We start from the raw sequence: 12,804 nt of genomic DNA, 5'->3' as shown, positions 1-12,804 counted from the left end.
TGCTAGCAGCTCTTCGGGCCTGTTGCCCTGTCGTGCTGGGCCGGTCCAGTGATGACGACGGGCCGCCGGGCGGGGAGCGGGGCCGTGCGCCGGCCGGGCACGGCCCGCGCCAGGTGCGGCGGGGTCCGGTCCGGGGGCTCCTTGCGTACGAAGGCGCGGCGCAGCGCGTGGTAGGGAGCCCGCGGGTCGAAGAAGGTCTCGCGCATCTGGGCCAGCTCCGCCTCCCGGTAGGCGGCGAGCGGCCGGACCGCCTCCTCGCGGCCGCGCCGGTCCTTCTTCCGGGCGATCGCGGTCTGCGTGGCGGGTGAGGCCGCCAGGCGGGCCGCGAGCCGGGCGGTCTCGGCCGCGAAGGCCTGCGGGCCGCAGGCGATGGTGCGGTCGGTCAGCCCGAGCCGGCGGGCGGCGTCGGCGCTGAGCGGCAGGGCCTCGGTGGTGAGGCGCTCCGCCACGCCCGTGCCGACCCGGCGGGGCAGGGTGTACGTCCAGTACTCCGACCCGTACAGCCCCATCAGCCGGTAGTGCGGGTTGAGGACCACCCCCGCCCTGCACCAGACCTCGTCGGCGGCGAGGGCGAGCATGGCCCCGCCGGCCGCCGCGTTGCCGCCGAGGGCGGCCACGACGAGCCGGTCGGTGGTGGTCAGCACGGCCTCGACCAGGTCGTCCATGGCGTTGATGTTGGCCCAGGACTCGGCGGCCGGGTCGGCGGCCGCCTCGATGACGCCCAAGTGGATGCCGTTGGAGAAGAAGTCGCGGCCGCCGCCGAGGACGAGTACGGAGGTGGGGCGGGAACAGGCCGTACGGTAGGCCGCCAGCAGGCGCCGGCACTGCTCGGTGCTCATCGCGCCGCCGGGGAAGGAGAACGACAGGAAGCCGGCGCCGCCCTCCTCCCGGTAGCCGATGTCGGCCCAGGTCCGCACCGGGGGGTCGGCGTACGGCGGGGCGGGGATCTCGGGCAGCGGCGGGAGCCGGTCCCCGAGGGCGAGCGCGGCGGGCAGTTTGACGGGGGCGGGCTCGCCGGGGACGCGCCGGGCCCGCAGTTCGGGGATCCACACGGCTCCGTCGGCCGTGGCCCGGCAGACCGCGCCCGCCCTGGTGGCCAGGAGCGCTCCGGGGCGGCCGCGCAGCCGGTCCTCCGGGTGGCCGCCGTGGAGGTACCACTGGCCGCCGAGCAGTTCGTCGAGGACGCCGGGCTGCGAGTCGGCAGCGCGCAGGGCGCGTACGACGCTCTCCGTGGTGTCGTGGGCCCAGTCGATCCGGCGGTGTTCCTGGCGCAGGTACGGCCGGGCGTGGCCGGAGCGCTGCGGTTGCGGGACGTAGGTGCCGGAGGCGAAGCGGTCGACGGCCAGGAGGACTGCGGCCAGTGCCGCGTCGGCGATCTCGCCGCGGTAGGCGTCGCTCTTGCCGACGGGCGGCAGCGGGCAGTCGACGGATGCCCAGACGTCGCCGGCGTCCATCTCCTCGCCGGCCTGCAGGACGGTGACGCCCCATCGGGTCGCGTCCTGGGTGATGGCCCAGTCGAGCGAGGAGGGACCCCGGTCGCCGACGGGCCCCGGATGGACGATCAGGCAGGTGTGCGCGGACCAGACCTCGCGGGGGACGGCCGTCTTCAGCATCGGCGCCAGGACGAGGTCCGGCCCGTGGCGGCGGACGGCGTCGGCCAGGGAGTCGCCCGACAGGGCGAGTTCGACCGCCACGTGGTGGCCGTGGTCCCTCAGTTCGGCGTGGACACGCTGGGTGAGGCTGTTGAAGGCACTGGCGGCGAGCAGGACGTGCACGTGATCTCCCAAGCATCCGGACCTCGGTGATCGCCGGCCGGAACGGTACGGCCGCTGGCGATCGTCGGTCCTGGCCGCCCGCCGGACGCGGAGGCCTTGCTTGGGTGTCACTCGGAAGGGGGGCGCGTGGGCCGCCACGTGGTGGATGCGCGACGGCACGGGCACCGGGGCGGAAGGGCCGGGCCCGTCGGGTGACGGGCCCGGCCCTTTCGGTCCCCGGTCGGGTGGGACGCGGCCGGTCAGACGCCGTCGGTCAGACGCCGTCGGTCAGACGCCGTCGGTCAGACGCCGTCGGTCAGACGCGGTCGGTCAGACGCGGTCCGCTGCGATCAGGACGTACTGGAAGGAGCCGTCCTTGTAGGAGTTGATGAACGCCTCCTCGATGCCGGTGACCAGCGAAGACGTGGCCCGCAGCTCCCAGTAGGGCAGCGTCTCGGGGGTCAGGTCGATGACGGCCTGCGGTACGAGACGGTTGTCCGCCATGGCGCGCAGGTACTCACGGCGGGAGTGGATGTTGCACTCGAAGTGCGCGTTGATCTGGGAGACCCACTTCGAGGGCTGGCCGTAACGCGGGTTCCAGCAGCCGGTGATGGTCACGTAGCGGCCGCCGACCGCGAGGACGCGGGAGTGCTCGGCGAAGAGGTCGTGCAGGTCGACGTACATGCTCGACTCGTTGTTCCAGGAGGCCGCGGCCTGCCCGGTGTCGAAGGGCGTGCTGAGCATGTTGCAGACGCGGGCGCGGACATGGTCCTGGATGTCGAGTTCGCGGGCGCGCTGGTTGGCGAAGTCGGCCTGCTTGGCCGACAGGGTGACGCCCTCGACCTTGCATCCGAAGCGCTGGTGGGCCATGACCATCGAGCCGCCGCGGCCGCAGCCGGCGTCCACGAGGGTGTCGTCGCGCCCGATGGGGCCGAGGTGGTCCAGGAGGACTTCGGCCTGCGCCGATTCCAGCCGGTGGAGCTCGGCGACCAGCTTCTTCTCGTACTCGCTGTCGTCGGCGTCGCCGAGGGCGGAGTGGTCGACGTCGCCGATGCCGTAGTGGTGGTGGTAAAGGCCGTCGACGTCGCCGAGCCGCAGGTTCACGGGCCTGGCCTCGTTGTTCCAGTAACGGGCGATATCCCCCTGGTAGGGAGTGGCCGGGGAGGGGATCCTCACGGAGGTGTCGGCAGAAGTGGTGGCGGTGGCGCCGGCGGTGAGATCGGTGCTAGTCACGGATAAGTCCATCCTTACCAGAAGTCGGGCAGGCTGTAGCGGTAGGTGTTGGTCTGGTGCCAGTAGTGGTTGCCGTCGACCCACGCGGCCACCCCCCGCAGGAAGCGCAGCACGCTCGGAACGGGGCAGGCGGCGGCCAGGGCGGCGGCTTCGGCTTCGAACTCGTGCATGAGGTCGTTGTGGACCTCGACCGCCTTCAGGTAGGCCTCCTGCGCGGAGATCCCCTCACGTTCGGCGATCACCACGGGCAGGTTCAGGTGCCGGCCGGGGGCGGCGAGTTCCTTGGTGTACGAGTACAGGTCGTTGACGATGGTGGTGGCGTTGCCGGCGAGTGCGATGACCCGCTGCATCTCCGGCCGGGCCTGCAGATCCGCCGGCAGTTCGTAGCCGCCGACCGAGTCGGTGATGGTCGGGCAGGGGCGGAAGTTGTTGAACTGCCGCATCGCCAGGTACTCCCACACCTCGGGGACGTACTCGGTCTGGGCCCACGCCGCCTCGGCGAGGTAGCCCATGTGCAGGCGGGCCATGTCGTGCCGGAAGCGGTCCGCCTGCGAGGGGCTGGCCTGCTGGACGAAGTACTCCATGGCGGAGCGGTAGGCGCGCCGGGGTGCGTCCGAATGGAGCGACTGGGCCCACTCCGGCTGGTACTCCTTCGTCGTGTGCAGGGGGTCGAGGGCGGTGTGCGCCAGCAGGAGGCGTCCGCCGAGGCCGATGGGCGAGCCGCCGTGGTCCTCGCAGTAGCAGTCGTCGACCGCGTTCTCGGCGACCATCAGCCGGGTGGCGAGCATCAGGTGCTCGACGGTGGGAGCGTCCGGATGGCACGCGACGATGTAGCGCCCGACGTGGAAGCCGTCGAACTGGTCCTCCCAGTCCTCGGGGTACAGCTCGACCTCGTCCAGCGCCCATGCCTTGATCCTGCGGCTGACCTCCTCCACGCGAGCCGCGTCGGGCTCGGGCACCGGGTGGTGGTAGAGGCCGGGGATCGGACGGCCCGCCACCGGTGCCTCGGGCTCCGGCGGTGCCGCAGGCTCCTCGCGGCGCGCCCAGTGCAGGCTCTCCGTGCCCAGCCCGCTGGGGCCGCGCAGGATCCGTGCCAGGGCGGGGTCCGGCTGCCCCACGTCGGCCGGACCCTGCTGCGGTACGGGCACGGCCCTCGCGACGGGGACGGAGACGGGGCCGAAGGGCAGGGAGGGCACAGAAGGCAGGACGGGCGGCACGGGCAGGACGGGCAGGGCGTCGGCCGCGGCTTCGACACCGGCGGCCTGGGCGGTGGCGAGGACGTGGGCCCCGAAGCGGGCCGCAGCGGCAGGCAGGCTCGACTGCTGAGGGGAAGGCCCGGGATCGGGCATCCGTGGCTCCTTGATGAGGTGGGTGGTCTGTCCGGATCCCGGGCATGCGCGGTAGACCCGGGAAGGTCCGGGCTGTCGTGGCCGTCGGGCGGATCCGCCTCTCAGTCGCGCCTGCGGGCGATCTGCACGTTCTCCAGCACGCCGAGCGCGTCGGGCACCAGGATGGCGGCGGAGTAGTAGGTGGTGACCAGGTAGGAGATGATCGCCTGCTCGTTGATGCCCATGAAGCGCACCGACAGGCCGGGCTCGTACTCCTCCGGCAGACCGGTCTGGCGCAGACCGATGACGCCCTGGTTGTCCTCGCCGGTTCGCATGGCGAGGATCGAGCTGGTGTTGTCCTTGCTGATGGGGATCTTGTTGCAGGGCAGGATCGGGACCCCGCGCCAGGCCGGGACCTGCTGCCCGCCGAGGTCGACGTGGTCGGGGTAGAGCCCGCGGGCGTTGAGCTCGCGCCCGATCGCGGCGATCGTCCGGGGGTGGGCGAAGAAGAACTTGGTGCCGCGTCGGCGGCAGAGCAGCTCGTCGAGGTCGTCCGGGGTGGGCGGGCCCGAGTGGGTCTGGATCCGCTGCTTGAAGGCGGCGTTCGCCAGCAGACCGAACTCCCGGTTGTTGATCAGCTCGTGCTCCTGGCGCTCGCGCAGCGCCTCGATGGTGAGCCTGAGCTGCTCCTCGGTCTGGTTGTGCGGCCCGTTGTAGAGGTCGGCGACCCTGGTGTGGATCCGCAGGACGGTCTGCGCGATGGAGAGCTCGTACTCGCGGGGCTTGAGCTCGTAGTCGACGAAGGCGCCGGGCAGTTCGGCCTCGCCCGTGTGGCCGGCCGACATGGCGATCTCGGCCTCGCCGTGCTTGTTCTGCCGCTGTTGCGGGAGGGAGCTGAACCGCTGGACGTGGGCCTGGAGGCTCGGCGCCGTGGACATCACGGCGGCGAACTCGGCGCGGGACAGGGTGAGCAGGGTGCCGGGGGTCTCGGCGGTGGCGGTGTAGTCCCACGTGGCGTCGGCGTCCAGGAGGGCGTTCTCGCCGAACTGCTCGCCGTCGGCGAGTACGGCGACGGCGACGGCGTCGCCGTACTTGCCGAGGGTGGTCTGGCTGATCCGGCCGTGGGCGATCAGGTGGATCTGGTCGGCGGCGGTACCGCGCTCGACGAGCACCTCACCGGCCCGGAAGTCGCGCTGGACGCACCGGCCGGCGAGCGCGGTCAGCACCTCTTCGTCGTCGAAGCCGCGCAGCAGGGCCATTTCGCCGAGCTCGCGGGGGATCACCCGGACGTCGCCGCCGTCCTGGATGAACTCGATGCGTCCGTCGCCGACGGTGTAACTCAGCCGGCGGTTCACCCGGTAGGTGCCGCCCTTGGTCTCCACCCAGGGGAGCGTCCGCAGCAGCCACCGGGAGGTGATCTCCTGCATCTGCGGGGCGGACTTGGTCGTGCTGGCAAGGTTGCGGGCAGCTGCCGTGCTCAGGCTGGACTGCTGCGGCGGCTCCAGCTGAGCTTCCGGGCTGGTGTCAACGGTCATCGGGCGAGCGCTCCTTCGTCAGGGCGGTGACGGGCATGGGTGTGCCTCACCGGTGAGAGAGGAAAAAAAGGGGGCGAGTATCCGGGGATCCCTCCAGATCTCGGGGAACACTAACGGCCCATTCGCCCACTGGACCTTGAGGAACCCCTGGCATTACCTCGATGCAGTGATCTTGTCCCGAGCGGTGTTTGCCGAGGCGAACGACTGCATCCGGCCAGGTCAAGGCACCGCACCCCCGCGGTCACGCCGACGACACGCACGACACGCTCGCACCGGGCCGGACGGCCGCGGCGCCGGCGCAAAGGGCCCAGTCGCAGTCGGCCACCGCGTTGCCTTTCGGTCCCGGAGCGCAGGGCTGACGCCGTCGGGTCGGGGGCTCGCGTCAGCGTGGCGTCAAGGGTTTCCGTGGGCCCGTATGGAGTCCGTCAAGACGTCCCGACGCCCTCGTGGGGAGGCGGTTGGCTCGGGTCCGGCCATACAGGCCGATTCCCTTCTCATCACTTCATCCAGGAGCTCACGATGGCCGATCTGGCCTTCGTCTTCGCCACGGTCGCGGTCTTCGCCGCCGAGATGCGCTGGCCCGCCTACGGGGCTTCGCACTCCCCCGAGCCCCGGGCTCCGCCCGAGCAGGGAAGTGGTTCCAGCCGCGCCCCTCCAACGGCCTCGGCACCAACTCGGTCAACACCCGGTACTCGCTGATCCTCTCCGGCGCCACCAACCGCTCAGCCGACACCGGCGCCGTCGACGGCACATGCACCCGAGACGCGCAGAAGGGCACCCTCTGCGCCCAGGTCCTCGCCGCCCAGGAGGCGGTCGTGGCGGACAATTCCACGCCCTCGTACAAGGTCAGGCCCGAGGACGTGCCGGCCGACGCCGTCACCTCCTCCGGCTCCGGCCTCGACCCGCACATCTCCCGGCGTACGCCGGGCTCCAGGTCCACCGGTTCGCCGAGCGGAACAAGCTGGACGTGCGGCAGGTCGAGAAGCTCGTCGCCGACCACACCGAGGGCCGCACGCTCGGCTTCATGGGCGAGCCCCGCGTCAACGTCCTCGCACTCAACACCGCGCTGAAGGCGCCGGCCATGAGCTGATGGTCCCGCTCGCACGGACGGGGAGCCGGCGGGCCCGCGACTCGCACCGCTCCCGGCGCGGTGCCAGACTTTTCGTGAGGGCCGGAGGCTGCCATGGGGTTCTACGCCGAGCACATCGTCCCGCGGGTCATCAACGTCGCCTGCGCCATGGGCGAGGCCAAGGCATTGCGGCGCCGGGTCTGTCAGGGCCTTGCAGGTGAGGTCCTGGAGATCGGATTCGGCTCCGGGCACAACGTCCCCTACTATCCGGCGGCCGTCACGCGGGTGGCCGCCGTCGACCCCTCGGACGTGGCCTGGAAGCTGGCCGCCGAGCGGGTGAGCGCGACCACCATCCCGGTCGAGCGCTCCGGGCTGGACGGCCAGTCGCTGCCCTTCGCGGACTCGAGTTTCGACGCCGCTCTGTCGACCTGGACGCTCTGCACCATCCCGGACGCCGAGGCCGCCCTGCGGGAGGTGCGGCGCGTCCTCAAGCCCGGCGGAACCCTGCACTTCATGGAACACGGCCTGGCCCCGGAAGAGCGGGTACGCCGCTGGCAACGCCGCCTCGACCCGCTGGAGCAGCGTGTCTTCGCCGGATGCCACCTCACCAGGCCGATCGCCGACCTGCTCACCGCCGCCGGCTTCACCATCACCGAGCTCGACGTCTTCTACGAGAAGGGCGCCCCGAAGCCCCTGGCCGCCGACTCGCTCGGCATCGCGGTGTCCCCTTGAGGCGGGCGGGCGGCGCCGTTCCGGGCTGATGTCCGTATCTTGCAGATACCTGTCATTGCAGACGCGGGGCCGGGGCCGGATATTGGGGGCATGAACTCCTCTCTGTCCGGCCCCCACGCGGTCGTGTTCGCGATGTTCCCCGGTATCGACGCGCTCGACGTGACCGGTCCCGCGGAGGTCTTCGCCATGGCGAACCTCGTGCTCGGGGGACGTCGGCCGGGCTACGAGGTGCACTGGGCCGGCGAGCGGCGCGGCCCGGTGGCGACCTCCGCCGGCGTACGGCTGCACGTGGAGGAGCTGTTCTCCGAGCAGGGAACCATCGACACGCTGGTGGTGCCGGGCCGGATCCGAATGGGCGCCGACGGCCCCGAGCCGCATGTCGATCCCGCCGTGGTGGCCTGGCTCCGCGAGGCCGGACCGGCCGCGGGCCGGGTCGCCTCCGTGTGCGTGGGCGCCCATGTGACCGCCGCGGCCGGTCTGCTCGACGGCCACCGCGCCACGACCCACTGGGCGACCGCCGAGCGGTTCGCGGCGGAGCACCCGGCCGTCGAGGTGGACCCCGATCCCATCTTCGTCCGCTCGGGCCGGATGTGGACGAGTGCCGGCATCACCTCGTCCATGGACCTCGCCCTGGCCCTCGTGGCCGACGACCACGGCGACGAGGTCGCCCTCCACGTCGCCCGCATCATGGTCATGTACCTCCAGCGGGCCGGCGGTCAGAGCCAGTTCAGCGTGCCCCTGGCCCATCCGGCCGGAACCCGTACGGATGTGCGCGAGCTCCGGCAGTGGATCGCCGAGCACCTCGACAGCGATCTGTCGGTGCCCGCGCTGGCCGCGCGCGCGGCCATGAGCGAGCGCCACTTCGCCCGGGTCTTCAAAGCCGAGACCGGCAGCGCACCCGGCGCGTTCGTCGAGAGCATGCGGCTGGAGGCGGCCCGCCGACTGCTGGAGCGGACCTCCCGACTCGCCCCCGACATCGCGCAGGCCTGCGGCTTCGGCTCGGTCGAGACCCTGCACCGCGTCTTCCGCGACCGTCTGAACACCTCTCCCGGCGAGTACCGCGGCCGGTTCCGCACCGCCGCCTGACCCTGCCCTCCCCCTCCCCTCTTCCGCCGCACCCCGTACCGGGTGCGGCGGTGATCCCGCACGCCCTCACCACACCCTGGAGCCACCACCGTGAAGTTCACGGCCACCCACATCGGCACCGCCACCGTCCTCCTGGAGATCGGCGGCGTCCGCCTGCTCACCGACCCGGTCTTCGACCCGGCGCCCGCCGAATACCGCCACGACCCCGTGGTCCTGCGCTCCACCGCCGGACCGGCGGTCGCCGTCGAAGACCTCCCGGCCGTCGACGCGATCCTGCTCAGCCACGACGACCACCCCGACAACCTCGACGCCACCGGGCGCACCCTGCTCGGCGGCCGCCCCGTCCTGACCACCGAAAGCGGCGCCGGCCGCCTGGGCGGGCAGGCCGTGGGCCTGGCGCCCTGGTCCACGTACGAGCTCACCGTGCGCGGCACTGCCCTGCGCATCACCGCCACGCCCGGCGTGCACGGCCCGGTCGGCGACGTCATCGGCTTCGTCGTCGAGTCCGAAGGGGAGACGGAGGCGCTCTACATTTCCGGCGACACCGTCTACGTGGACACCCTCGACGAGATCTCCCGCCGCTTCGACATCGGCACCGCGCTGCTCCACCTCGGTGCCGCCCGCATCGCGGCCTTCGGCGACGGCCGCCTCCTCACCATGGACGCCGACCAGGGCGCGGCCCTCACCCTCTCCCTCGGCGCCCACACCGCCATCCCCCTCCACTACACCTCGTGGGAGCACTTCACCGAGGACCGCGAGCAGATCACCGCCGCCTTCGCCGCGGCCGGAGTCGGCGACCGCCTCCGCTGGCTCACACCCGGAGCTCGCGAAACCCTCGGCTGAGCGGGCACGCTCCGGCACGGGTCGTTCTTACGGATCCGTGACGTGCGGCCCGGCGAGCGCGCCGCCGCGCCGCACGCGGCATAGCTTCGGGGCATGCGCGTACTTATGACCGGAGGAGCGGGCTTCATCGGCTCGCACATCGTCGCCGAGCTGATCGGCCGCGGGCACGACCCGGTGGTCTTCGACCTGGCCGAGGACGGGCGGGACGTACGGGACCCGGGTGCCGTGCGGGAGGCGCTGGCCGGCGTGGAGGCGGTCTGCCACCAGGCGGCCAAGGTCGGCCTGGGCAAGGACTTCGGGGATGCGCCCGGCTACGTCTCCGCCAACGACCTGGGCACCGCGGTGCTTTTGGCCCAGATGGCAGAGGCAGGCGTACGGGACCTCCTGCTCGCCGGGTCGATGGTCGTCTACGGCGAAGGGCGCTACGAGTGCCCCGCGCACGCCGTGGTCCGGCCCGGCCCGCGCGAGGAGGCCGATCTGGCGGCGGGCCGGTTCGAACCGCGCTGCCCGCACTGCGGCGCCGACCTCGCCCCCGGGCTGGTCGCCGAGGACGCGCCGATGGACCCCAGGAACGTCTACGCCACCACCAAGCTCGCCCAGGAACACCTCGCCGCCTCGTGGGCGCGAGCCACAGGCGGGCGCGTCATCTCGCTGCGCTACCACAACGTCTACGGGCCGGGGATGCCCCGCGACACCCCGTACGCGGGGGTGGCCGCGCTGTTCCGGTCCTCCCTCGCGCGGGGCGAGGCGCCGCGGGTCTTCGAGGACGGCGGACAGCGCCGGGACTTCGTGCACGTGCGGGACGTGGCCGGGGCCAACGTGGTCGCGCTCGAGGCCTTGGCGCAGCAGACGCCGCCGGGCTTCACCGCGTACAACGTGGGCAGCGGCGATCCCCGGACCGTCGGCGACATGGCCAGGGCCCTGGCCGCCGCGTGCGCGGGCCCGGACCCGGTCGTCACCGGCGAGTACCGGCTGGGCGACGTCCGGCACATCACCGCCGACTCGGCGCGATTGCGCCGCGAACTGGGCTGGCGCCCGGCGGTGCCGTTCACCGCGGGCATGGCCGAGCCGGCAGCCGGGGCCCAATCGCGAACTCCCGAGGTGACAGAACTCGTCCGGCGGCCGAACACCGGCCGGAACCCCGTCGGAACCCCCTAGGCCACAGCCGCCGGCAGGGTCACTTCGAAGCGGCAGCCGCCGGAGACGTTGCGGACGTTCGCATGGCCCGCGTGAGCCTCGACGATGCCCCGGACGATGGCCAGGCCGAGGCCCGCCCCCGAGGGAGGGGTGCGGGCCGGGGTGCCGCGCCAGCCGGTGTCGAAGACCCTCGGGAGGTCCTCCTCGGGGATGCCTCCGCAGGCGTCGGTGACGGAGAGCACCACCGAGTCCGCGCGGCGTTCGGCGGCGATCGCGACCGTGCCGTCGGCCGGGGTGTGGCGGATGGCGTTGACCAGGAGGTTGGAGAGCACCCGCGTCATCTCCTTGCCGTCCACCTCCACCGGGACCGGCGCGACGTTCTCGCCGGCCAGGCGGACGCCGTGTTCCCGGGCGAGGGCGTCGGTGCCGGCCAGGGCGTCGCCGACCAGGTCGTAGAGGGACATCCGGGTGGGGCTGAGGGACAGCGCGCCCGCGTGGATGCGGGAGAGCTCGAAGAGGTCGCCGACCATGGAGTTGAGGCGGTCGACCTCGGTGCGCATCTGCCGGTGGTAGCGGGCGGGGTCGGCGGCCATGCCGTCCTCCAGCGCCTCCGACATGGCGCGCAGCCCGGCCAGCGGGGTCCGCAGATCGTGCGAGATCCAGGCCACGAGCTCGCGCCGGGAGGTCTCCAGGGCCCGCTCGCGTTCACGGGAGGCAGCCAGCCGCTCGCCGGTGAGGGCCAGCTCGCGGCTCAGGGCCGTGAGTTCGGCGGGGGCGGGCACGAGGGGCGCCGTGAAGGTGCCCTCCTCGCCGAAGGTGCGGGCCGCGCCGACCAGTTCCCGGCAGCGCCGTACGACCTGGCGGCCCAGCAGCAGGGCGGTGGCCATCGAGACGGCGGCGGCCATGGCGACGACCATGGTCACCACGGCCAGGTCGTGGGAGGACAGGAACATGGCCCAGGCCACCGACAGCGTCCCGGCGAGCATCGCGGACACGGCGACCGCGGCGACGATCGCGAGGGAGACGGCGACGCTGCGTCGGCGCAGGATCCGCAGCGCCGCGGCTCCCAGCAGCCCGGCGGTGCCGGCTCCGAGGAGGGCGTACAGGGCGATCAGCAGGAGGTCGCTCATGCCTGTCCTCCGTCCGGGCGGACTGCCGGTGCGGCCTCGGCGTCCGGGGCTGCTTCGAAGCGGTAGCCGGCGCCCCACACGGTCCGGATCAGTTGCGGGCTCGCCGGATCGTCCTCGACCTTTCCGCGGAGCCGCCGGACGTGGACGGTGACCGTGGACAGGTCGCCGAAGTCCCAGCCCCACACCTCGCGCAGCAGCCGCTCGCGATCGCAGACCTGACCGGGGTGCCGCAGGAAGTAGGCGAGGAGATCGAACTCGCGCAGGGTCAGGGCAAGCTCCCTGCCGTCCTTGTGGACGCGGCGAGCCGCCGGGTCCAGGGCCAGTCCCGCCGTGGTGAGGCGCGGCCCGCCGGCCAGGTCGCCGGCCGTCGCGCCGGCCGTCGCCCGGCGCAGCACCGACTGCACACGCAGGACGAGCTCGCGCGGGCTGAAGGGCTTGGTCACGTAGTCGTCCGCGCCCACCTCCAGGCCGAGGATCCGGTCGTCCTCGTCTCCCCGCGCGGTGAGCATGATCACCGGGACGGGCGGGGCGCCGCCCTCCCGTGCCCGCAGCCGGCGGCAGACCTCCAGGCCGTCCATGCCGGGGAGCATCAGGTCGAGGACGATCAGGTCCGGGCGGCGCTCCTCGGCGGCGCGCAGGGCGGCCGGGCCGTCGGCCGCCAGCCGCACGGCGAAGCCGGCCCGCTCCAGGTACCCGGCCACGACCTCCGAGACGGTCGGATCGTCGTCCACGACCAGAACACCGCCCAAGGCGCCGCCCAGAGCACCGCCCAGGGCGCCGGCCTCCTCGCTGCCGGCGGCGCGCTGGCCCTCGTTCGCACGCTCCACATTGCTCACTGCCATGGCCCCAGGCTGTCACCCGTCCGGGCCCACGTGCACCGGACACCCCCCCATCCGGGACGGCGTCCGCGTTTCGTAAGGTCTGGAAGCCCCTCATCCCGGTCCCCGCTTCCTACGG

At 72.8% G+C, this 12,804-nt stretch carries 10 protein-coding genes and 1 pseudogene; 5 read left to right on the top strand and 6 right to left on the bottom strand.

The window, feature by feature from the left end:
* Window positions 1-2: 2 nt before the first annotated feature.
* The 4 genes from J7E94_RS25460 to J7E94_RS25445 all read right to left on the bottom strand — a co-directional run bounded on the left by J7E94_RS25460 (window position 3) and on the right by J7E94_RS25445 (window position 5,850).
* Window positions 3-1,775 carry a hydrogenase maturation protein gene (locus J7E94_RS25460; protein WP_215019124.1) on the bottom strand — a complete coding sequence of 591 codons (1,773 nt, stop codon included), beginning with the start codon at window positions 1,773-1,775 and terminating at the stop codon, window positions 3-5.
* 309 nt (window positions 1,776-2,084) lie between these two features.
* Entirely contained in the window at window positions 2,085-2,999 is a 915-nt protein-coding gene (locus J7E94_RS25455; protein WP_251057210.1) for a geranyl diphosphate 2-C-methyltransferase, read from the bottom strand.
* A gap of 2 nt (window positions 3,000-3,001) precedes the next feature.
* Window positions 3,002-4,336 carry a family 2 encapsulin nanocompartment cargo protein terpene cyclase gene (locus J7E94_RS25450; protein WP_215019122.1) on the bottom strand — a complete coding sequence of 445 codons (1,335 nt, stop codon included), beginning with the start codon at window positions 4,334-4,336 and terminating at the stop codon, window positions 3,002-3,004.
* Window positions 4,337-4,437: 101 nt separating this feature from the next.
* Entirely contained in the window at window positions 4,438-5,850 is a 1,413-nt protein-coding gene (locus J7E94_RS25445) for a family 2B encapsulin nanocompartment shell protein (RefSeq protein ID WP_215019121.1), read from the bottom strand.
* Between the two features lie 632 nt (window positions 5,851-6,482).
* Here J7E94_RS25445 and J7E94_RS25440 point away from each other — a divergent pair.
* The 5 genes and pseudogenes from J7E94_RS25440 to J7E94_RS25420 all read left to right on the top strand — a co-directional run.
* Window positions 6,483-6,940, top strand: a pseudogene (locus J7E94_RS25440) (potassium-transporting ATPase subunit C); the annotation flags it as partial.
* Between the two features lie 93 nt (window positions 6,941-7,033).
* Window positions 7,034-7,651: a class I SAM-dependent methyltransferase gene (locus J7E94_RS25435; RefSeq protein ID WP_215019120.1), complete on the top strand. Its 618-nt coding sequence runs from the start codon at window positions 7,034-7,036 to the stop codon at window positions 7,649-7,651.
* 102 nt (window positions 7,652-7,753) lie between these two features.
* Complete coding sequence (locus J7E94_RS25430; protein ID WP_215019157.1) at window positions 7,754-8,737, top strand: GlxA family transcriptional regulator; 984 nt, start codon at window positions 7,754-7,756, stop codon at window positions 8,735-8,737.
* A gap of 90 nt (window positions 8,738-8,827) precedes the next feature.
* The gene (locus J7E94_RS25425) at window positions 8,828-9,580 is read left to right on the top strand and encodes an MBL fold metallo-hydrolase (RefSeq protein ID WP_215019119.1); all 753 of its coding nucleotides are present in this window, start codon (window positions 8,828-8,830) and stop codon (window positions 9,578-9,580) included.
* 93 nt (window positions 9,581-9,673) lie between these two features.
* Window positions 9,674-10,738 carry an NAD(P)-dependent oxidoreductase gene (locus tag J7E94_RS25420; protein ID WP_215019118.1) on the top strand — a complete coding sequence of 355 codons (1,065 nt, stop codon included), beginning with the start codon at window positions 9,674-9,676 and terminating at the stop codon, window positions 10,736-10,738.
* On the opposite strand, the gene J7E94_RS25415 is transcribed toward J7E94_RS25420, so the two are convergent.
* Window positions 10,735-11,847, bottom strand: coding sequence for a sensor histidine kinase KdpD (locus J7E94_RS25415; RefSeq protein WP_215019117.1), 1,113 nt, complete (start codon window positions 11,845-11,847; stop codon window positions 10,735-10,737). The two genes, J7E94_RS25420 and J7E94_RS25415, sit on opposite strands and share 4 nt — an antisense overlap.
* Window positions 11,844-12,689 (bottom strand): response regulator transcription factor, encoded by an 846-nt coding sequence (locus J7E94_RS25410; protein WP_215019116.1) that lies wholly within the window; start codon window positions 12,687-12,689, stop codon window positions 11,844-11,846. Before J7E94_RS25410 ends, J7E94_RS25415 begins: the two co-directional genes overlap by 4 nt.
* Window positions 12,690-12,804: the final 115 nt, after the last annotated feature.

Source organism: Streptomyces sp. ISL-94, assembly GCF_018614075.1.
Taxonomy (GTDB): Bacteria; Actinomycetota; Actinomycetes; order Streptomycetales; family Streptomycetaceae; genus Streptomyces.
This window is presented reverse-complemented; position numbering and strand designations above follow the sequence as displayed.